Annotated in this window: 21 protein-coding genes and 1 tRNA gene; 9 read left to right on the top strand and 13 right to left on the bottom strand. The window is 61.8% G+C overall.

Annotated features, from left to right (window positions below):
- Positions 1-147 precede the first annotated feature (147 nt).
- Positions 148-459, top strand: coding sequence for a DUF4148 domain-containing protein (locus GCT13_RS05710; protein ID WP_152755791.1), 312 nt, complete (start codon positions 148-150; stop codon positions 457-459).
- Between the two features lie 437 nt (positions 460-896).
- On the opposite strand, the gene GCT13_RS05705 is transcribed toward GCT13_RS05710, so the two are convergent.
- Positions 897-2,252 carry a TAXI family TRAP transporter solute-binding subunit gene (locus GCT13_RS05705; protein WP_152755789.1) on the bottom strand — a complete coding sequence of 452 codons (1,356 nt, stop codon included), beginning with the start codon at positions 2,250-2,252 and terminating at the stop codon, positions 897-899.
- A gap of 197 nt (positions 2,253-2,449) precedes the next feature.
- Here GCT13_RS05705 and GCT13_RS05700 point away from each other — a divergent pair.
- Positions 2,450-2,526 (top strand) — tRNA-Val (locus GCT13_RS05700).
- Between the two features lie 310 nt (positions 2,527-2,836).
- On the opposite strand, the gene cyoD is transcribed toward GCT13_RS05700, so the two are convergent.
- From cyoD to cyoA, 4 genes are read right to left on the bottom strand one after another with little or no spacing between them, the layout of a single operon-like run.
- Entirely contained in the window at positions 2,837-3,178 is a 342-nt protein-coding gene (gene cyoD, locus GCT13_RS05695; RefSeq protein ID WP_152755787.1) for a cytochrome o ubiquinol oxidase subunit IV, read from the bottom strand.
- Positions 3,179-3,793 carry a cytochrome o ubiquinol oxidase subunit III gene (gene cyoC, locus GCT13_RS05690; protein WP_152755785.1) on the bottom strand — a complete coding sequence of 205 codons (615 nt, stop codon included), beginning with the start codon at positions 3,791-3,793 and terminating at the stop codon, positions 3,179-3,181.
- Positions 3,793-5,805 carry a cytochrome o ubiquinol oxidase subunit I gene (gene cyoB / locus GCT13_RS05685; RefSeq protein WP_152755783.1) on the bottom strand — a complete coding sequence of 671 codons (2,013 nt, stop codon included), beginning with the start codon at positions 5,803-5,805 and terminating at the stop codon, positions 3,793-3,795. Before cyoB ends, cyoC begins: the two co-directional genes overlap by 1 nt.
- 3 nt (positions 5,806-5,808) lie before the next feature.
- On the bottom strand, positions 5,809-6,708 hold the full coding sequence (gene cyoA / locus GCT13_RS05680) for a ubiquinol oxidase subunit II (RefSeq protein ID WP_152755781.1): 900 nt from the start codon (positions 6,706-6,708) through the stop codon (positions 5,809-5,811).
- Positions 6,709-7,308: 600 nt separating this feature from the next.
- On the opposite strand from cyoA, the gene GCT13_RS05675 reads away from it, so the two are divergent.
- The 3 genes from GCT13_RS05675 to GCT13_RS05665 all read left to right on the top strand — a co-directional run bounded on the left by GCT13_RS05675 (position 7,309) and on the right by GCT13_RS05665 (position 8,999).
- The gene (locus GCT13_RS05675; RefSeq protein WP_152755779.1) at positions 7,309-7,809 is read left to right on the top strand and encodes an OmpA family protein; all 501 of its coding nucleotides are present in this window, start codon (positions 7,309-7,311) and stop codon (positions 7,807-7,809) included.
- Positions 7,810-7,992: 183 nt separating this feature from the next.
- Positions 7,993-8,532, top strand: a complete 540-nt coding sequence (locus GCT13_RS49065; protein ID WP_321574204.1) for a septal ring lytic transglycosylase RlpA family protein — start codon at positions 7,993-7,995, stop codon at positions 8,530-8,532.
- Positions 8,529-8,999: a hypothetical protein gene (locus tag GCT13_RS05665; RefSeq protein ID WP_152755777.1), complete on the top strand. Its 471-nt coding sequence runs from the start codon at positions 8,529-8,531 to the stop codon at positions 8,997-8,999. Before GCT13_RS49065 ends, GCT13_RS05665 begins: the two co-directional genes overlap by 4 nt.
- Positions 9,000-9,005: 6 nt before the next feature.
- On the opposite strand, the gene GCT13_RS05660 is transcribed toward GCT13_RS05665, so the two are convergent.
- The 4 genes from GCT13_RS05660 to ahpC form a co-directional block, all read right to left on the bottom strand.
- On the bottom strand, positions 9,006-10,205 hold the full coding sequence (locus tag GCT13_RS05660; RefSeq protein WP_152755775.1) for a branched-chain amino acid ABC transporter substrate-binding protein: 1,200 nt from the start codon (positions 10,203-10,205) through the stop codon (positions 9,006-9,008).
- Between the two features lie 290 nt (positions 10,206-10,495).
- Entirely contained in the window at positions 10,496-10,708 is a 213-nt protein-coding gene (locus GCT13_RS05655) for a DUF3079 domain-containing protein (protein WP_152755773.1), read from the bottom strand.
- Between the two features lie 193 nt (positions 10,709-10,901).
- On the bottom strand, positions 10,902-12,494 hold the full coding sequence (gene ahpF, locus GCT13_RS05650; RefSeq protein ID WP_152755771.1) for an alkyl hydroperoxide reductase subunit F: 1,593 nt from the start codon (positions 12,492-12,494) through the stop codon (positions 10,902-10,904).
- 200 nt (positions 12,495-12,694) lie between these two features.
- The gene (gene ahpC, locus GCT13_RS05645; protein WP_152755769.1) at positions 12,695-13,258 is read right to left on the bottom strand and encodes an alkyl hydroperoxide reductase subunit C; all 564 of its coding nucleotides are present in this window, start codon (positions 13,256-13,258) and stop codon (positions 12,695-12,697) included.
- Positions 13,259-13,486: 228 nt separating this feature from the next.
- Here ahpC and GCT13_RS05640 point away from each other — a divergent pair, with 228 nt between their 5' ends.
- Positions 13,487-15,868 (top strand): DNA polymerase II, encoded by a 2,382-nt coding sequence (locus GCT13_RS05640; RefSeq protein ID WP_152755767.1) that lies wholly within the window; start codon positions 13,487-13,489, stop codon positions 15,866-15,868.
- On the opposite strand, the gene GCT13_RS05635 is transcribed toward GCT13_RS05640, so the two are convergent.
- From GCT13_RS05635 to GCT13_RS05625, 3 genes are all read right to left on the bottom strand, one after another.
- Complete coding sequence (locus GCT13_RS05635; protein ID WP_152755765.1) at positions 15,865-16,890, bottom strand: S1C family serine protease; 1,026 nt, start codon at positions 16,888-16,890, stop codon at positions 15,865-15,867. The genes GCT13_RS05640 and GCT13_RS05635 overlap by 4 nt on opposite strands.
- 124 nt (positions 16,891-17,014) lie before the next feature.
- Positions 17,015-17,206 carry a hypothetical protein gene (locus GCT13_RS05630; protein ID WP_090867436.1) on the bottom strand — a complete coding sequence of 64 codons (192 nt, stop codon included), beginning with the start codon at positions 17,204-17,206 and terminating at the stop codon, positions 17,015-17,017.
- A gap of 233 nt (positions 17,207-17,439) precedes the next feature.
- The gene (locus GCT13_RS05625) at positions 17,440-17,646 is read right to left on the bottom strand and encodes a hypothetical protein (protein ID WP_090867438.1); all 207 of its coding nucleotides are present in this window, start codon (positions 17,644-17,646) and stop codon (positions 17,440-17,442) included.
- Between the two features lie 399 nt (positions 17,647-18,045).
- Here GCT13_RS05625 and GCT13_RS05620 point away from each other — a divergent pair, with 399 nt between their 5' ends.
- Together GCT13_RS05620 and GCT13_RS48150 are read left to right on the top strand one after the other, a co-directional pair.
- Complete coding sequence (locus GCT13_RS05620) at positions 18,046-18,336, top strand: hypothetical protein (protein WP_152755763.1); 291 nt, start codon at positions 18,046-18,048, stop codon at positions 18,334-18,336.
- Between the two features lie 66 nt (positions 18,337-18,402).
- Complete coding sequence (locus GCT13_RS48150) at positions 18,403-18,546, top strand: hypothetical protein (protein WP_193727580.1); 144 nt, start codon at positions 18,403-18,405, stop codon at positions 18,544-18,546.
- Positions 18,547-19,145: 599 nt separating this feature from the next.
- Here the strand turns inward: GCT13_RS48150 and GCT13_RS05610 are convergent.
- Entirely contained in the window at positions 19,146-19,523 is a 378-nt protein-coding gene (locus GCT13_RS05610) for a DUF427 domain-containing protein (RefSeq protein WP_152755761.1), read from the bottom strand.
- A gap of 525 nt (positions 19,524-20,048) precedes the next feature.
- Here GCT13_RS05610 and GCT13_RS05605 point away from each other — a divergent pair.
- Positions 20,049-20,636, top strand: a complete 588-nt coding sequence (locus GCT13_RS05605) for a DUF3331 domain-containing protein (RefSeq protein ID WP_321574203.1) — start codon at positions 20,049-20,051, stop codon at positions 20,634-20,636.
- Positions 20,637-20,773 lie beyond the last annotated feature (137 nt).

Below are 20,773 nucleotides of genomic sequence, written 5' to 3'. Positions count from 1 at the left end.
GCGCGCTTCCAGGTGTTAACCGTTGCTTTTTGGAAAGATCACTTCCAGCGGGCGGCCTTAATCTTAAGCGTCTACTTACCTACACTCGCTTCCACACTGATTGCGAACAGGGCTGTTCGCAAAGTCGTAGCAAAGTTGGAGGTTGTCATGAAGTCGCTGATCAAGGCTGTTGCCGTCGTCGTTGTTCTCGCTGTCCCCGCCGTGTCGTTCGCTCAGGCGAACCAGCCTGTCACCCGCGCCCAGGTCCGCGCGGAACTGGTTCAACTGGAGAAGGCCGGCTATCATCCGGGCGCAGGCTCGGAAGCGCACTATCCGGATGAAGTGCTCGCCGCACAGGCACGCGTGAACGCGCAAAACGGCGCGGCAAACGGTTACGGCGGCGTCGCGAACGGCGTGTCGCAATCGGGTCGTCCGGGAGTGTCGGCTGCGGACTGGAACGCGATGTACGGCCGTCCGTAAGTCGTCGCACGGCTTGAATGGATGGAACGGTACGAGGCTGCGCCGCGCCGCGTCGGTCGTTCCGATTGAGTCGTCATTACGCATCGTGTCGCGGGAACGTCTGTGTTCGCGAACGGACCCGCGCCTGATGCGTGAAAAAAGCCTGTCAAGATCGCGTCAGGACAGGCTTTCTTGCGCGAGGAAAGCGTGTTGTGCAGGTGGATCAGGTTGAGCAAAGTCGCTCGGATGTATTTCGGATTCGATTGCATCTGACTCGATGCAATCGAATTTCTCGTCTGGACCACAGGCTCATTCGGACCGGATCAGCAAGCCTTTTGCTCGCCCCTGACTTACCCACAGATTTTCTTGATAACCCTGTGGACAACACCTGGACTCCAAACGCATCTGCTTGACGTACCACGACTTTTCACGTCGGAGCAAGCACTCGGCACCCGCCGCTACTGATGCGCACGCACCCGTTCCGGAACGCCCTCCAACCGCTGCCGCACGAACCGCACATGCTCGCGCAGCACATAGAAGCCGTCGGCGTAGGCGAGCGGCATCCGCAACGTGTTTAACGAAGCGTCGATCTGATCAAGCTCCATCAGCAGCTTGCTGCGCTCCTCGGCGGACGAGTCGCGCATCGCCTCGCGCTCGATCGCGATCAGCGAGCCGTAGTAGCGATAGATGCGCGAGCGCACCCGCCAGGTGAACAGCGCCGGAATCAGCCGCAACGCGGGAAACAGTAGCACCGCGATCGGCAGCAGCAGCACCAGCAGGCGGTCGACCACGGTCGCGAGCCAGAACGGCAGCGTCCGGTACAGGAAGCTCTTGCCTGACTTGTAGTAACGCGTCGCGTCCTCGCTGACGCGGAACTCGCGCACCGTCGGATTCGGAAACTGCCCCGCCTTCTGCAACAGACCCGCCATTCCGTGCACTTCCTGCGCCGCTTCGATCAACAGATCGGAGATCGCCGGATGAAGGTTGTCGCGCGCGACGAGTTCGACGGTCGGGCTGATCAGATGCACCGTCTCCGGCGGAATCCGCCGGCGCAGATCGAGCACGCCAGGCGGCAGGTCGAGCTCGTCGAGGTAAGGGAATATCCGCGTGTAGGCGCTCGCCTCGCCGAAGTCCATCACCGAAATGCCGGGAATGCCGAGCAGCCGCAACATCAGCACGCGCGTGGCCGAGTCGCCGCTCAGCAGCGCGGCGTCGACCTGGTTCGAGACCAGCGCCTTCGCGGCATCGAGCCCGTCGAGCGGCAGCAGCGTCGTATCGCCGCCCGGGTAGACGCCGTTCGCTTCGAGCAGATTCAGCGACAGCATCCGCGTCCCGCTACCCTCGCGGCCGATCGCGATGCGCTTGCCTTCCAGATCCGACAGTTGCGTCAAACCCCGGCCGCGGTAGAACACGATGATCGGCACATACGTGACGCTTCCGAGCGACATCAGCGACGTCGTATCCCGTCCGCCGGACACGCCGCCCTGCACGAGCGCGATGTCCACCTTCCGTTTCGGATCGAGCAGCCGGTCGAGGTTCTGCACCGAGCCGTCCGATGCCAGTACATTAAGCGTCACGCCATTGCGCGCGAGGATCTTTCGATACTCCTGCGCGATCTGCATGAACGAGCTGTCGCGCGGGCCGGCGCTGATCGTGATCGAACGCGGCGGCGCCGGATCGACCAGCCACACGACGAGCCACACGACCACGGCGAACAGCAGCACGAATGGCAATGACGTCCATGCCAGATCGAGCCACACGGTATGCGTGTGGTCGCGAATGAAGTGCGGAAAATGCGGACGAAATCCTTTCATGAACCGGCTCGCCTCTGATGTGCGTCATCGTCAATCGTAGCCGTCTCGCGCTGTTCTGGGGAGCATCCGAAACAGGAATGGCGCCGCGCCAGCGGCTCATTCAACGCCCAGTACCCGCGCGAATCCGGTCACCGGCATAAAATTACGCCGAGGACTTGCGCGATCGAAAGTGTGTCTCTATAATTCGCGCCTTCGCTAGGCTCGTAGCTCAGCTGGTTAGAGCACCACCTTGACATGGTGGGGGTCGTTGGTTCGAGTCCAATCGAGCCTACCAACGAATATATGAAGTACACAGAAGCGGCAAGCATCGGATGCTTGCCGCTTTTTTTGCGTTCTGGCTCTGCGCGTACTTCCCGCTTTGCGGTGCCCCGCCCGCTTTTATTTCCCACGGCTTGCACGGCGACTTGCGCCGCCTGATACGACATTGCGGCGTCGTGGCTTCCGCCTCGCTTCTCCGTTCGCGTGACTAGCGGCACCCGTCGGCGCGTGCCAACAAAAAAGCCGAAGAACATCGCTGTCCTTCGGCATTATTTCCGCCTGCATCGCGCCCTACGACGCGATGCGCGGATACATCGTCAACGCTGTTAGCGCGACATCATGTTCATGCTGACGTTGTGCATCACCCACACCGTCCCGAACACGAGGAACATCGCGGCAAGCACCGTGTAAGCGAGCGCGAGGGTATTCCAGCGCTGGCCCGACGTCGACACGCTCATGTGCAGGAAAAACACCAGATGCACGACGATCTGCACGACGGCAAGCGCGGCAAGCGCGAGCGGTGCCGAACCGGCGGGCAGCCAGCCTTGCATCACGACGCCGAACGCCGCGGCCGTCAACGCCACGGCCAGAACGAAACCGACCAGATAACTGCCGATACCGCCGTGGCCCGCTTCCGAATGAAGCGCATGTGAATTCGAGTGAGCCATTTAGAGCACGCTCCCGAGATAGACAAAGGTAAACACGCCGATCCACACGACGTCGAGGAAGTGCCAGAAGAGGCTCAGGCACGTCAGACGCGTGATCTCGCGCTGCGTCAGCTGCGGCGCGCGCGCTACCTGAACGGCCAGCACGGCCATCCAGATCAGGCCCGTCGCGACGTGCAAACCGTGCGTCCCGACCAGCGCGAAGAACGACGACAGGAACGCGCTGCGCGACGGACCTGCGCCTTCCGCGATCAGATGCGAGAACTCCGTCAGTTCCAGCTTAAGGAACACGAGGCCGAGCACGAACGTGACGGCGAGCCACGTCAGCACCGCACGCGGGTTGTCGCGGCGCGCAGCGACCATCGCGAAGCCGTAGGTGATGCTGCTTAACAGCAGCGCAGCCGTTTCGAGGGCGACGCCGGGAATGTCGAACAGATCCTTGCCCGTCGGCCCGGCGTTGAACTGGTGCGCCATGACGGCGAACACCGCGAACAACGACGCGAACAGCACGCAGTCGGTCATCAGGTACAGCCAGAAGCCGAACACCGAATGCGATTCGCCATGATGGCCGTGGCCGTCGACCTCGTTCAAGGTTGCGGCAGAGACTTTTTGCAGCATCACTCGACCTCCGCGAGAGCCAGCGGCGCTTCGGCATGCTTCGGAAGCGGCGCGCGGCCTTTGTTTTCGATTGACCGCACCACGTCGGCCGGAATGTAGTAGCCCTCGTCGCGGCCGAAGCTGCGGCCGATCACGGTCGCCGCGATCGCCACCAGCGACACGATCGCGAGCCACCAGATATGCCACACGGCAGCGAAACCGAGCGCGAGGCTGAACATGCCGATGAAGAAGCCAGCGCCGGTGTTCGACGGCATATGGATGTCCTGATAGTCCGCCTGCACGCCGAGACCTCGGCCCGTTTCCTTCATGTGCGCGAACGCATCCAGTTCCTCGACGACGGGAATCGTCGCGAAGTTATAGGCGGGCGGAGGCGACGAGATCGACCATTCGAGCGTGCGCGCACCCCACGGATCGCCCGTGACGTCGCGATATTCCGGCTTGTTGCGGTTGATGATGCTCACTACCACCTGCGTGACCTGGAACACGACGCCGATCGCGATCAGCGCGACACCGAACGCGGCAGCGATCATGTACGGCTGCCATGCCGGGTTGTCGTAGTGATTCAGACGGCGCGTCGCACCCATGAAGCCGAGCACGTAGAGCGGCATGAACGCCACGTAGAAGCCGACGAACCAGCACCAGAACGCGCTCTTGCCGAGCTTGTCGTTCAGCTTGAAGCCGAACACCTTCGGGAACCAGTAGCTGAAACCGGCGAGATAGCCGAACACCACGCCGCCGATGATCGCGTTATGGAAGTGCGCGATCAGGAACAGGCTGTTGTGCAGCACGAAGTCCGCGCCCGGAATCGCCAGCATCACGCCAGTCATGCCGCCGATCGTGAACGTGATCATGAAGCCGATGGTCCAAAGCACGGGCGCCGTGATTTCGAGGCGGCCGCGGTAGATCGTGAACAGCCAGTTGAAGATCTTCACGCCCGTCGGAATCGCAATGATCATCGTCGCGATGCCGAAGAACGAATTGACGTCAGCGCCCGAACCCATCGTGAAGAAGTGGTGCGCCCACACGAGGAACGCCAGCACCATGATCACGCACGATGCGTACACCATCGTCTTGTAGCCGAACAGAGGCTTCTTCGCGAACGTCGAGATCACTTCCGAATAGATGCCGAACGCAGGCAGAACCAGGATGTAGACCTCCGGGTGTCCCCAGGCCCAGATCAGGTTCAGATACAGCATCGCGTTGCCGCCGGCCTCGTTCGTGAAAAAGTGCATGTCCATGTAGCGGTCGAGGCCGAGCAGCGCCAGCGCAACCGTCAGGATCGGGAATGTCGCCATGATCAGCACGTTCGAGCAGAGCGCCGTCCACGTGAACACAGGCATCTTCATCAGCGTCATGCCAGGTGCGCGCATCCTGACGATCGTCACGAAGAAGTTGATTGCTGTGATCAGTGTGCCGACACCGGACAGCTCCAGCGCCCAGATGTAATAGTCGACGCCCACGCCGGGGCTGAACTGCAACTCGGAGAGCGGCGGATACGCCAGCCAGCCGACCTGCGCGAACTCACCGATCACGAGCGAAATGTTCATCAGGATCGCGCTGATCGCCGTCATCCAGAAACTCAGCGAATTCAGGAACGGGAACGCGACGTCACGCGCGCCGATCTGCAGCGGCACGACGATGTTGAACAGGCCCACCATCAGCGCCATCGCCATGAAGAAAATCATGATGACGCCGTGTGCGGTGAAGATCTGGTCGTAGTGATGCGGCGGCAGATAGCCCGCCGCGCCGCCGCTCGCGAACGCGAGTTGCAGACGCATCATCACGGCGTCAGCGAAGCCGCGCAGCAGCATCAGCACGGCCACGACGATATACATCACGCCGATTCTCTTGTGATCGACGCTCGTGAGCCATTCGGACCACAGCCAGCGCCACTTGTGCGCGCGCGTAAGAAACACTGCGATGGCCAGAACGATCAGCCCCATGAGAGCGCCCGCGCCCATGATGATCGGCTGATCGAACGGAATCGCATCTAAAGTCAGATTGCCGAACATGCGTTACTCCTTCGAAGCGTTCGTGCCGCAGTTGGCGTCACGGAAATCGACGACATGGCCACTGTTGTATTTCGCAATAACGTTGTGGAACAGCTTCGGATCCACCGACGAGAAATAGCGCACCGGCTCCTTCTCGCCGGGCTTCGCGACCACGCCGTAGTGGTCCATATCGAGCCGGTCCGGCGACGCCTTGACCTTCTGCACCCAGCCGTTGAAATCGGCCTGACTCACGGCGAGCGTGCGGAACTTCATGTCCGAGAAGCCCTTGCCGCTGAAATTCGCCGACACGCCCGCGTAGTCGCCCGGCGCGTCCGCGATCAGATGCACACGCGTCTGCATGCCCGCCATCGCGTAGACCTGCGTGCCGAGTTGCGGGATGAAGAACGAGTTCATCACCGAGTCGGACGTGATATGGAAGTTGACGGGCGTGCCGACGGGCATCGCCAGCTGGTTCACCGAAGCAATTCCGAGGTCGGGATAGATGAAGAGCCACTTCCAGTCGAGCGCGACGACTTCGACGTCGATCGGCTTGACGTTCGATTCGAGCGGCTTGTACGGATCGAGCTCGTGCGTGGTTCTCCACGTCAGGATGCCGAGGAACAGAATGATCAGCGCGGGTATCGTCCACACGACCACTTCGATTGCCGTGGAATGCGACCACTTCGGCGCGTAGGCCGCGTTCCGGTTCGACGCCCGATAGCGCCACGCGAACAATAAAGTCAACAGAATGACGGGAATGACGACGATCAGCATCGTCCAGGTCGCCGTCGCTATCAGCGACTTTTCGGCGACCCCGACGCTGCCTTTCGGATCAAGCACTTCGAGTTGACATCCCGTGAGAAACGCGGTCAGACCGATGCTGACCGGTATGAGGCAACCTCTAAAGGTTCTTTTGGCTAACATATTTGCCCAATGATCGTTGAACCACGCTATGCACGTGTGGGGTTTGCAAGGCAAAGTGCACAAGGTCTTATGTGCTCCGCGATTCTAGGGACGCGTCGTTTTTGAAATCGTGATCTCCATCAAGGACACAGCCGGGAATGTGGTGTTAGGCGTGCGACCTGATGTCACACGGTCGATGCTCAGCGGGGGACTTGTCCCGTAGCAGCGGCCCGTTTGGTCAGCGACGCACAGACATTTCTTGGCTTGTCTCAGTCTCGTGATCGCTTCTCGGTCCGCTCAGAGATCCGAAACCCGCATTTCACTTGTCGCGAATGCCGGCAGCGCTGCTTTCGAGTGACGCCAGCGAACGCGGATCGTTGATGCGTCACGCGCCGTCGTCGGCCGATAGCTTCACGCTTGTTTGCAATCCGGCGCTTACATGCGACACCTTCCTGTCAAATTTCGAAAAAACTATGGATAAGTAATCACAATCTTGACTTTTCGGATCAAGAATCGAGGTTCGAAGCGCTTGCCTTCGCATCGCAGTTGTCGCGCGATGATCCGACTGTCGCTCGCAAAAAGCGCCCGTCCGTTCCCAACTTCCGCAAAGACACCACGATCATGAGAAAACTGTTGCCTCTCTTCACCTGCGCCTTGTCCCTTTCGCTGCTGGCCGCCTGCTCGGGACTCGATCGTCAAAATGAAGAAGCGCTCAACCGGAAAGCCGGCATCGAAGTGACGCAAGTCAAGGACGGCGTGCAGGTGCGTCTGCCCGAGAAAGTCCTGTTCAACTTCAACGAGTCGAGCTTGCGCGCCGACTCCGAACCTGCCATCGCACGCGTCGTCGTCGTGCTGAACCGCACGAAAAAGCCGATGATCGTCGGAGGCCATACGGATAACGTCGGCACGCGCGAATACAACCAGCAATTGTCGGAAGCGCGCGCAAAGACGGTCGCGGATGAACTGGAGCACCGCGGCATCGACGCCTCGCGCATTTCGCTGAAGGGCTATGCGTTCGACCGTCCGGTCTCGGACAACGACACGCCCGAAGGCCGCGCACGTAATCGCCGCACGGAGATCGTCGTGACGGGCGAATCGCTCGAAGCTGTGATGGGCAAGTGACCACAGCGGTTCTGGCGGGCGTTTTCGGACGCCTGCCCTCCGTCGCGCTCATCTCACGCGCACCCGTTCCCGTCGCGATAACGGTAAACATCTGTCAAGAATTCGGCGCGACGCCGGCACTTCGTCAACGCAAACTTTTCGAGACCGTTAGATCCCGTTTCTCGTGACGATTCAGGATCGATCGTGTTGTCTATCCGCTATTTTGGAATACTATTCATTTCGGGTTTATGTGTCGCTTGTGCGCAAAACCCAACTGAGCAACAGGTATCCAGTCAGATCGCAACCATCCCAGATTCGGCGCCGCTTACGTCGACCGCCACTTCTGTCGATATTTCAGCAAGCGAGCCACTCACGCCGCCGTTGAACATCGCGTTCAAATCTATGGGTGGTGCGCTGCAATCAGGCGATGCCTCTTGGTATGCATCAAAGTTTCACGGACGCCGGACCGCAAACGGAGAACGCTACGACCATCTGTCGATGACGGCCGCTCATCGCACGCTACCGTTCGGTTCGTACGTGCGCGTCACTTTGTTGGCAACGGAGAAGTCGATCGTCGTGCGCATCAACGATCGCGGCCCGTTCGTGAGGGGCCGCATCATCGATCTCTCTTACGCAGCGGCGAAGGCACTAGGACTGACGCACGCGCGGTCGAGGCGCGTACAGATCGAGCGGATCGGGAAGACAGCCGACAAATTGACGTCGGTCGACGGACCGGAATCTTGATCGGTCAGAAGTCATATGCCCGCGCTCGCGCGAGGCGACACATCGAAAGGTGTCACAAGTGGCGCGCACGCGTTCACCTCGCCACGTTAGTCCGGCGGCTCGCGCTCACGGTATGCGGACTCGCACTGTGTGCCGCCGATGTGTTAGCGGTTCAGCCCGGTCTTGAGCCGACGATCGTCGTGCTGTCGTTGGAAAACTTCAGTGGCGTATCTGCGAAGCCCACCGCCAAAGTTTATGCGCCGAAACCGATGCCTGAGCGCGCGATACGACGTAAGCACAAAGCCGTCCGCAAAACTGGCGCGCGTCGCCCAAACGTTTACTATCGCTGGTCCACCGAACAACTGATGCTGGGTGGCGTCAATCCATCCGGAATCGGCAAGGAAGTGGCCGGCTCGGGCGGAAAGCTGGTAACGGACAGCGCGGCTCGCGCCAGGCAGAAGCCGCGCCGGTTGCATCACTCCTCTTGAGCAGACTCAGGCCGACGCGCCGCCGAAGCTCACGACATCGAGAAGTGTCTTCTTCCTGTCCTGATAGCGATACAGCGTGATCGCGCCTTCCTTCATGTCACCGTGTGCATCGAATGCGATGCGGCCGATTACGCCGTTGTAATCGGTGGCAGCGATCGCGTCCAGCACCTTCGCGGCATCCGTCGTGTTGGCCCGCTTCATTGCGTCGGCGACAACGTACACGGCGTCGTAGGCGAAGGGCGCGTTGAAGAGAATCGGCCCATTGAAGCGCGCCTCGAAGCGCTTTTCGAACTCGGCGCCCTTCGGCATGCGCGACACGGCGAGACTCGCTTCAGAACAGACAAGATTGTTGACCGCGTCGCCCGCTAGTTCGGCCACTTTCTCCGTGCATGCGCCGTCGCCGCTCAGTACCTTGGCGGTCAAGCCGAGCGCCGCCGCCTGGCGGATGAACGGACCGACGGTCGAGTCCATGCCGCCGAACATGATGACGTCGGGATGCGCACTCTTGATCGTGGTGAGAATGGCGCGGAAATCGGTTGCCTTGTCGGTCGTGGCCTCGCGCGCGACGATGCGGCCGCCGCCCGCCTGCGCCGCTTTCGCGAACTCGTCGGCGAGACCCTTGCCGTACGCCGTCGCATCGTCGACGACGGCAATCGACTTCGCATTCAGCGACTTGAGCGCATAATTGCCGAGCGCGGGCCCCTGCTGCGCATCCGTCGCGACCACGCGATACGCACTTTTGTAGCCCTGCTTCGTATAGTCCGGATTGGTCGACGACGGCGAAATCTCGACGATGTTCGCATCGTTGTAGATGCGCGACGCGGGAATCGAGACGCCGGAGTTCAAGTGGCCGATCACCGCGACGACGTGCTCGTCGACGAACTTTTGCGCGATCTGCGTCCCCGTCTTCGGATCGGCTGCGTCGTCTTCGCCGTCCAGTTCGAGACGCACCTTGCGCCCTCCGATCACGAGCCCCGTCTTGTTGATCTCTTCCACGGCGAGACGCGCGCCGTTCTCGTTGTCCTTGCCGAGGTGGCTGCTGCCGCCCGTCAGCGGCCCCACATGGCCGATCTTCACCACTGTCTCAACAGCACGGCCAGCGGCTTGTGCGTCAGCCTGCGGCTGAGGCTCTTTCTTGCCGCAGCCCGTCAGCGTCAAAGTGGTCAGCGAAAGGCTGATCAACGTCAGTTTTGTCAGATTCTTCAACAGCTTTCTCCTCCATGAATTTCCGGTGAAATTGCGATCTTGATGCCAGTACGGTTCGATTCGCATTCCGAACAGATATTCAAAAACGGTAGCACAGAGGATTGCCCGCTACTGTCAAGATTGGTCAATCGAGCGAATGGCGATGCGCCTTTATGTCAGCGGCGCTCGATGGGAAAGGACACCAGGTTGATGACGTGGACTCACAAAGCGGAGGTTGCTTCGCGGAGATATCGAGCGCGCTGGCTCGTGCAGGAGGAGATGAGTTTGCAACCGCTTCGACGACGCAAAATCTACTGCGGCACGCTATGCGATTCGTTCGCTTCTTCAGGAACCTCGATTCCCCAGTCGCCCACTGCGTACCAGTCGTCGCCGAGCAGTTCGATGGGGTGCTGTGTTCTGCTCGACCCATTGCCGCACTGCATCGAATCTTTAGGGCAGTAATGATCGCATCCCCAACAGATCCGTTCAGGATGCATCGGATGCAGTGGAAATTTCTTGGCCATTGTCGAATCGATGTGCGCAGGTCGGGAACACCATTCATGATAGTGCCCGCATGCACAACAGCCGTGCGACATGATTTCGCAGAAGCCGACGGCAGCCTTTCCAACGAGCGCCCCCGCGCGTCGGGCCCGCGCAAACAAAAACAGGCTAGCCGTAGCTAGCCCGTCCATCCGCATCGATTCGCGAACCCGTCGATCAAGCCTCGACGAGTTCCGCCGCCTGCGCGTCTTCCACATCGTCGACGCTCGTACGGATCAGATGATCGAACGCGGCCAGCGATGCCTTTGCGCCCTCGCCCACGGCGATCACGATCTGCTTGAACGGCACCGTCGTCACGTCGCCGGCGGCGAACACGCCCGGCACCGACGTCGCACCTTTCGCATCGACGACGATCTCGCCGTGCTTCGACAGTTCGACCGTGCCCTTCAGCCATTCGGTGTTCGGCACGAGACCGATCTGCACGAACACGCCTTCGAGCTCGACATGCTTCGATTCGCCCGACGCGCGGTCCGTGTAGGTCAAGCCGCTGACCTTCTTGCCGTCGCCCGTGATTTCCGTGGTTTGCGCCTGCGTGATGACCGTCACGTTCGCGAGACTGCGCAGCTTGCGTTGCAGCACTTCGTCGGCGCGCAGCGTTGCGCCGAATTCGATCAGCGTCACCTGGCTCACGATGCCCGCCAGATCGATCGCCGCTTCGACGCCCGAGTTGCCGCCGCCAATCACCGCGACGCGCTTGCCCTTGAAGAGCGGGCCGTCGCAGTGCGGGCAGTACGCGACACCGTGATTGCGGTACTCGCGCTCGCCCGGCACGTTGATCTCGCGCCAGCGCGCGCCCGTCGCCAGCACGATCGTCTTCGCCTTCAGCGCCGCGCCGCTCGCGAGGCGCACTTCGTTGATGCGGCCCGGAATCAGCGCTTCGGCGCGTTGCACGTCCATTACGTCGACTTCATAGCTCTTCACGTGCTGTTCGAGCGCAGTCGCGAACTTCGGTCCTTCCGTCTCCTGCACCGAGACGAAGTTTTCGATCGCGAGCGTATCGAGCACCTGGCCGCCGAAGCGTTCCGCGACCACGCCCGTCTTGATGCCCTTGCGCGCCGAATAGATCGCAGCCGCCGCACCCGCAGGACCGCCGCCGACGATCAGCACGTCGAACACCGGCTTCTTCTCCAGTTCCTTCGCGGCGCGCGCGCCGGCGTTAGTGTCGAGCTTCGCGAGGATTTCCTTCACGCCGCTGCGGCCCTGGCCGAACACTTCGCCGTTCAGGAACATCGTCGGCACGGCCATGATCTGACGCGACTCGACTTCGTTCTGAAACACTGCGCCGTCGATCGCCGTGTGGCGGATGCGGGGGTTGATCAGCGCCATGATGTTGAGCGCCTGCACGACTTCCGGGCAGTTCTGGCACGACAGCGAGAAGTACGTCTCGAACGCGTAGTCTCCGTCGAGTTCGCGGATCTGCTGGATCACGGCATCGTCGAGCTTGATCGGGTGGCCGCCCGTTTGCAGCAGCGCGAGCACCAGCGACGTGAACTCATGACCCATCGGAATGCCGGCGAAGCGGATGCCGGCAGCCTTGCCCGGCTCGCCGATCGAAAACGACGGCTTGCGCTCGGCGTCATCGCGGCGCTCGATCACGCTCACGCGCTCCGACAACGATGCGATGTCGTTCAGCAGCGCGATCAGTTCCTGCGATTTCGCGCTGTCGTCGATCGAAGCGACGATCTCGATGGGACGGCTGACTTTCTCGAGGTAGGCTTTGAGTTGGGTCTTCAGATTCGCGTCGAGCATGGTTTTTCGGGTCCGTGGCGAGATGGGAATGGGTGTTTGATTCGTGCCCTGCGCGCTTTTTCGACAAAGCGCACGCACGGCAGTAAAGCAGTTCGCAAGGCGCGACCTTGCGGACTGCTTCACGCGGCACCACTTGATGCGTGGCGCCGCTGAAAGCAGAGATACAGCGAAGAGCGTGTGGCTTCTAGCGGATCGGCGGCTTAGATCTTGCCGACGAGGTCCAGCGACGGCGTCAGCGTCTCAGCGCCCGGCGTCCACTTGGCGGGGCAGACTTCGCCTGGATGCGCCGCGATGTATTGCGCAGCCTGCACCTTGCGCAGCAGCTCGCCTGCGTCACGGCCGATGCCGTTGTCATGGATTTCGCACAGCTTGATCTCGCCTTCCGGGTTGATCACGAACGTGCCGCGCAGCGCGAGGCCTTCTTCTTCGATCAGAACGTCGAAGTTGCGCGAGATCGCGAGCGTCGGGTCGGCGATCATCGGGTACTTGATCTTCTCGATCGTGTCCGACGTGTCGTGCCATGCCTTGTGCGTGAAGTGCGTATCCGTCGACACGCTGTAGATTTCAACGCCGATTTTCTTGAACTCTTCGTAGCGATCGGCCAGATCGCCCAGTTCGGTCGGGCAAACGAAGGTGAAGTCGGCCGGATAGAACACGACGACGGACCACTTGCCCTTGAAGCTCTCGTCGGTGACGGTCACGAAATCGCCGTTGTGGTATGCGGTGGCCTTGAACGGTTTGACCTGGGTGTTGATGATCGGCATCTGATGCGTCCTCTTCGGTTGAGTTGGGTTGGGTGCTGCGTTGGATTGAAGTATGAAGAAGATACCGAATTTAATAAATTTGATTGTTACGATTCGATCAATTTAGATTTTCTATCAACCAGCCAAACCTGGCCCGAACGCCCGTCAGACAAGGGAAAGCGCCCGCGGCGCGCGCGTTCCTGCACGGGTAGAATGGCGGCAAAAAGTGTCCGCGCAGGGGTTTTCAGCTTGTCCGAGCTTCAACAAGGGTTCCTTCTCACCCGCCATTGGCGAGATACGACCGCCGGGACGGAAATCGACTTCTGGCTCGCCACCGACGATGGTCCGCGCCACGTCCGTCTGCGCCCGCAGCCGTGCGTCGCGTTCATTCCCGCCGCACAGCGCGAGCGCGCACAAGCCATCTTGCATCGTGAGAAGAACGTCGAACTGCGCGAACTCGACCTGTGCGATTTCAACCATCGGCCGGTGCTGGGGCTGTATTGCCCGCAATACCGGCAGCTCGTCGCGCTCGAAAAGCGGCTGAAGCAGGGCGGCGTCGACGTGTACGAAGCCGACGTGTTTCCGCACGAGCGCTACATGATGGAGCGGTTCATCACCGCGCCCGTGCTGTTCGGCGGCGAAACGAACCCCGCCGGCGGTCCGCTGCTGAACGCCGACATGAAGTCCACGAGCGGCTATCGTCCGAAGCTCAGGCTCGTGTCGCTCGACATCGAAACCAGCGCGCGCGCCGAGCTGTATTCGATTGCGCTCGAAGGCTGCGGGCAGCGTCAGGTGTACATGCTCGGTCCGCCCAACGGCGACAGTTCGGCTGATGCCTCCGACCTCGACTTCACGCTCGAGTATTGCGACACGCGCGCGCAACTGATCGAGCGGCTGATCGAATGGTTCGAGCGGCACGATCCCGATGCGATCATCGGCTGGAATCTCGTGCAGTTCGACCTGAAGGTGCTGCGCGATACAGCGGAGAAACATGGCGTGCCGCTGCGCATCGGACGCGGCGGCGCCGTGATGGAATGGCGCGAGCACGGCCTCAAGCAGAACCACTTCTTCGCGGGCGCGGCGGGGCGGCTGATCATCGACGGCATCGAGGCGCTGCGTTCCGCGACGTGGAGCTTTCCGTCGTTCAGCCTCGAATACGTCGCGCAGGCAGTGCTCGGCGAGGGCAAGTCGATCGACAACCCGTATCAGCGGATGGACGAAATCCAGCGACGCTTCGACGAAGACAAGCCGGCGCTCGCCCGCTACAACCTGAAGGACTGCGAGCTCGTCACGCGCATCTTCGAGAAGACGGAACTGCTGCCGTTTCTGCTCGAACGCGCAACGGTCACGGGACTGCCCGCCGATCGCAGCGGCGGATCGGTCGCCGCGTTCACGCATCTGTACATGCCGCGCATGCATCGGCTGGGCTATGTCGCGCCCAATCTCGGCGACGTCGCGGGCGCGGCGAGCCCCGGCGGCTTCGTGATGGATTCGAAGCCCGGCCTCTACGATTCCGTGCTCGTGCTCGACTACAAGAGCCTGTATCCGTCGATCATCCGCACGTTTCTGATCGATCCCGTCGGCCTCGTCGATGGCGTGCGCCATCCCGACGACGCGCATTCGGTGCCCGGCTTTCTCGGCGCGCGCTTTTCGCGCACGCGCCACTGCCTGCCGTCGATCGTCGCGCAAGTGTGGGAAGGACGAGAAACCGCGAAGCGCGAGAAGAACAAGCCGCTGTCGCAAGCGCTGAAAATCATCATGAATGCGTTCTACGGCGTGCTCGGCTCGACGGGCTGCCGCTTCTTCGATCCGCGGCTCGCGTCGTCGATCACGATGCGCGGCCATGAGATCATGCATCGCACGCGTGAACTGATCGAAGCGAGCGGCTACGAAGTGATCTACGGCGATACCGATTCGACCTTCGTCTGGCTTAGGCACGCGCATGACGAAGAAGACGCGGCGCGCATCGGGCGCGAGCTGGTCGGCGAGATCAACGCGTGGTGGCGCAATCACGTACGCGAGCGATTCGGTCTGGAAAGCGCGCTCGAACTGCAATTCGAGCGGCACTACAAGCGCTTTTTCATGCCGACCGTGCGCGGCGCGGAAGAAGGCAGTAAGAAGCGCTACGCGGGCCTGACGGTGGCCGCCGACGGCAGCGAGGAAGTCGTCTACAAGGGGCTCGAAACCGTGCGCACCGACTGGACGCCGCTTGCGCAGCGCTTCCAGCAGGAACTGTATCTGCGCATCTTCAAGCAGCAGCCGTATCGCGACTACGTGCGCGATTACGTGCGGCGCACGCTCGCGGGCGAGTTCGACGATCTGCTCGTCTATCGCAAGCGGCTGCGCCGGCCGCTCTCCGACTACGAGCGCAACGTGCCGCCGCACGTGCGCGCCGCGCGCACCGCCGACGAATTCAACCGGCAGCGCGGCCGCCCGCTGCAGTATCAGAACGGCGGCTGGATCAGCTATGTGATGACGAGCAGCGGTCCCGAACCGCTCGAAACGCTGCGCTCCGACATCGACTACGAGCACTACCTGACGCGCCAGCTCCAGCCCGTCGCCGATGCGATCCTGCCGTTGCTGCGCGACGATTTCGCGACGCTCGCGTCAGGCCAGCGGCAGCTCTTTTAGGCCGTCTGCTCAACGGGCGTCACCGTCAGTTCGACTCGCTGCGTGCCGCGCAGCACGCTCACGTTCACCGCGCGGCCGATCTTCGTGCCGTCGAGCGCACGCTGCAACGTATCGACGCCGTCAACGATCTGCCCGTCGATCGCGACGATCGTATCGTCGGTGCGCAGGCCGCCCGATGCGGCGGAACTGCCCTTGACGATCTCCATCACGCGCACGCCGCTGTCCGAGGCCAGATCGAAATAGCGCTGCACGCGGCGCGGCAGCGTCATCGTCGTCCCGGCCACGCCGATGTACGCGCGCCGCACGCGCCCATGCGCGAAGATCTGCATGATGACCCACTTGGCGGTGTCGATGGCCGTCGCGAAGCTGATCGACTGCGCGCCCGGAATGATCGCCGTGTTTACGCCGATCACCTGCCCGGCCGAATTGATCAGCGGGCCGCCCGAATTGCCGGGATTGAGCGCGGCGTCCGTCTGGATCACGTCGTAGATCATGCGCCCTGAATTCGAGCGCAGCGAGCGGCCGAGCGCCGACACGACGCCCGCCGTGACCGTCTGTTCGAGCCCGAGCGGATTGCCGACGGCAATCGCGATCTGCCCGACGCGCAGCTTGCCCGATTCGCCGAGCGCGACATGCGGCAGCGGCTCCGGCGAGCCGATGCGCAGCACGGCCAGATCGCTGTGCGGATCGTCGCCGACGAGATCGGCGTCGAACTTCGTACCGTCGGCGAGCTGCACGCGGATATGCGTCGCGCCGTGCACGACGTGGCTGTTGGTGAGCAGATAGCCGTCGGGCGTGAAGATGAAACCGGAGCCGGTGCCCGCGCGCGCGTGGCGCTCCGGCGCGCCCGGCACGCGGCGCTCGACGGTGATGAAGACGACGGCCGCGCGCACCCGTTCGAGCGCATCGATGACGGTGCGCGAATAGGCGTCGAGGAGTGCGTCGTCGTCGGACGATCCAGGGGCTGCGGCGTTCAACGAGGCGCCCGACAGATCGTCGATAAAACGGGGACGGCTTCCCATGAGAAGGCTCCGGATTGGCGAGAGCCAGACATGCGGGGCAGGCATGCCGTTTTCAAGCAGACGCGGCCGGCATTGGAAGCCGGCCGCGAGAGTGGGAATGGCGAATTGACGTCAGATGCGGGCGTCAGATGAGCTTCAGATTGCGAATGCGGCCGATGCGCGGCGAGCGTTCGAGAATCAGCTTCTCGATGACTTCAGGCAGCAGCGCCCTCGGAATATTCGACGGCACATCCGACACCAGTTGCGACGGGACATTCACGATGAAGTCGTCGGGGGCGGTAGCGAGGCTGTGCTCGTAGGTAACGCGGTAGTCCATGCTCGATGTGAAAACGTAGGTGGCGTTGCGAAGTCGTTGCCTGGAGAGAGCCGGGTATGTCGGGCGTTCCCGGCCCCGTGATCGTACCTCAGACGCAGCCGCGCCGCCGTCATGTGTGCGCGCGCGCAACAGTGGCGCCGAACGACCGATGCGCACCGTTCACTCGTGCGCTATCCGTTTCGCATTCCTCCAGTACAATCGCGCGCGGCGCATCAGCTCATGCAGGCCGCCGCTTACCGATGCCATCCGCCATGACCCCATCCGCCGTGGCCCCAGCAGCAGCTATAGCCAACGCCGACGCTCACCGACGGTCCCGCGTAATATCCCGGCGCATAGCCATAGTCCGGCGCATACGCATAACCATAAGGCGGTGCGACGACGCAGCCCCCCAGCGCGATCGTCGCGGTGACGACGGCTGCCAGCGTCAGTAATTTTTTCATGATCGTTCTCCTTCTCCTTATGCCATTGGAGCAGACACTGCAGAAACTGTTCGCAAACAGTTGTGACCGCACATTACGGCACGCCCACGGAGCGGGCGCGCGAGCCATGCACTATGACCCGCGCGATAACGGGCGCCGACGCAACCCAGGGCCAGCCCTTGCAGACCGCGCGATAACAGTTGCTTACTATTCGTCCGAAGCGGAAAAGAGAGCGTGTGTGTGCATAGCTGGATAATCGCAGCGCGCGATCGCCGGCCTGCTCGCGGCCCGATTGCTCAGCGGAATGCGAGGTTGGCGCGGCGGTGCCGGAATGGGTCGAAAACCGGCCTCTGTTCGACGAATTGAAAAGGAGTCCCGCGGCGCACACTTCAATCGTGCTAGTGCACCGAGGAGCCTGAGATGTCTTACCGATACAACAGAAATCTGGAGTTCGAGACCGGCTCGCCGGAAGCCTCGGTGCCTGAATGCAACAGCGGGGCAGAGTTCGCGCAGGAGGATCTGATGCGCGGCCTGCAACTCGCCTCGGACACCGTGCTGCGCCTTGCCACCCAGACGCACGCCGCCGTGGCGCGCGGCGACGCGGCGAGCGCGGAACTGGCGCGCATGTCGCTGGAAAAGCAGCTCGATCTGACCACGCGCCTGATCGACGAGCTTCTGTTCGACGGCCAGGACCATCACACCATGCATTGACCGGCAGCTATCGCGGCCGGACGGGCAGTACGTAACCGCAGTCGTGTTTTACTGGAATGATCTGAAATGAGCGCTTTGACCGTTATTTTTTGCGTCTGGACCCTGGTGGCGTTGTGCGCGGTCTTCTTCATCCGCGGCGCGAGCGCGCGTATCGAACAGCCCGTCGAGCTAAAGCCGGCGCAGCCATCGCGCTACTCGATCGCCGAGTAACGCTTGCATCAATCCGGCGCGGGCGCCCGTTGACGCCCTCGCCGCTCCTTTCGCTTTCTTGCCTTCGCCAGCCCGTCGCGCGCAGCGACGGCAGCAACGCCCGCCCTTTCCGCGCAGCCGGCTCCCGCCAGCGCAAACGCTCGACGGTGATTTGCCGTCGCTGCGCATCGTTCCAAAACGCATCGAGTGTGTCGCGGATATCGCGGTCGATAAAGTCGGCGCACTCTGTCGATCAGCACGGTCGCGCGGTCCCGAATCCGCGCGAGACAGTGCGTGAGCATCGGCTTCGACAGGAACGTCGCGTCCTTGCACAACAACAGCAGAAAGTGGTCGTCATTTGATGCGGCTGCATCCGATGCCCCGAAAGCGGGCGCGCAGGCAGCTTTCAGGCGTTTCATGTCGATCAATTGAAGCGGCGCGCGATCATGACGCGCCCCGTTCATGTGCGCTTTATTCTTGTCATTCGTGTCACGTTTGATCCGACTGTCGAAAACAGTTCAAACGCTGACGATACACGTCGGCATCGCGCGCTGAGAACCAGAGCCTTTCGATCTGCAAGCGAATGAACCGCGGCGATAGCGGTCCATTCGCGAGTTCTTTTATTGCGCGCCGACCTCGAACGAATCCACGCGATCGCGATAGAACGCGACATGTTCCCTGATCGCTGCAACGGCATCGTAGGGGCTTTCGTAAGTCCACACGGCATTGACCGAACGCTCGCCGCCGATGGGAATGCTGTAGTAACTGCACTCGCCCTTGTACGGGCAATACGTCGAATGATCGGTGCGTTCGAGCAGCGACATGTCGACGTCCTTGCGCGGAATGTAGAGCACCTCGGGATAGGACGCTTCGTGAAAGGAAAGCGCATCGTTGCTGTCGGCGATCTTGCGCCCCGCCACGGACACGACGACGCGCGATCCGCTCTTTGCAATCGTGATGGGATGATCGGGGCCGGGAACCTTCACTGTCTTGTCCATAACGGTCGTGTCCTTGCGATGAAATGAGCTCGTGGCGAAGCGCCAAGGCGTCAGTCGAGTATGGACGCCCGCATTTCGAAGTCAAGGCAAGACCCTGCTCGACGTAGCTCCTATGGCGTGCATCTGCGCGATTCGCGCACGATTCATGTGCATATGCATCGACGCAATCGCACGACGGGCAAGCGATTGCGCCCCTACCGCAGATCAAAGCGGCCTCATTGTTTGAATTAGATAAATTGAGTGTTCAATTCCGCGGCATTTATCCCGCGATAGCAAGCCGTTAGCATGCTCGCCATATGACCGGCCATTTTTGCCGGCCGTGACAAGCTTACCGCTACGCTGTCTTGCAGCGTGCAGCCGCTCCGTTCGTTCGCCGCCAGGGCGCAACGACGCGCGGCGCATGCGTTTTCGCCCGCACAAGAGTGGCCGCTTTTGCGGCTGCGGGCGGCCGTCAGAAGCAGAACGTAAGGTTCTGTCTTTCCAACATGGCCGCTTCGAAGGGCCGTGCTTTGAAGAGGAGTCGACGTGAGCAGGATTGGAACTGCAACTGGTACTACGGCCGAACCCAGGCGTCCCGCCCACGCGAACCGGCGCGCCAGTGCCGAAGTCGAACTGCGCCGCACACAGGCGCTCTATGCGGACGTCGGACGCGAGGCGGCAAGCGGCGGCTCAGCGCCCGCGAAGCCCGCTCTGCGCGATCCGTGGACGACGACCATCTCGCGGCTAGGCAAGTCGCCTTCGCAGGACACCAAGGGCGCATCGTCCGACAAATGCGACAACGGCGCCTGCGCGGCGCGCGCGGCCCGCCGCACCGCGAATGCCGAGCGCGCGAGGTCGCAGGCGGCATCGGACGAACACAGCGCCGCCGTCATCACATTCGTCGAACGGTTCGGCGCGAAGTCGGTTTCGATCACGTGGCGCGACTCGACGGCCGGTCGTTACACCGAACAGTTGTGGGTGCGCCGCATCGCGCGCTCGCGTGGCGTGTGCGCGTTGACGGGCGAGGAGATCGTGCGCGGCGATGCCGTCTATGGACCGTTCAGCCGTCCTTCGAGCCGCCCGCGCAACATGTCGGAGATGATTCTCGCCAAACTGCTCGACGATCTCGAGTGATGTGACGGCTTCTCTCTTGAAGAAAGAAGTCTGCCCTTCCGAAGGTTGCGGATGCAGCGGTCCGCAATCGCCATGAATGCGCGCATGAACATCGATGCAGCACAGTGATGTGCGGATCAGCGACACGCGGCCGGGAA

Source organism: Paraburkholderia franconis (genome assembly GCF_009362735.1).
In the GTDB taxonomy this organism is placed as follows: Bacteria; Pseudomonadota; Gammaproteobacteria; order Burkholderiales; family Burkholderiaceae; genus Paraburkholderia; species Paraburkholderia franconis.
Note: the sequence above shows the minus strand (reverse complement) of the source record. Positions and strands in the feature narration are given on the sequence as shown.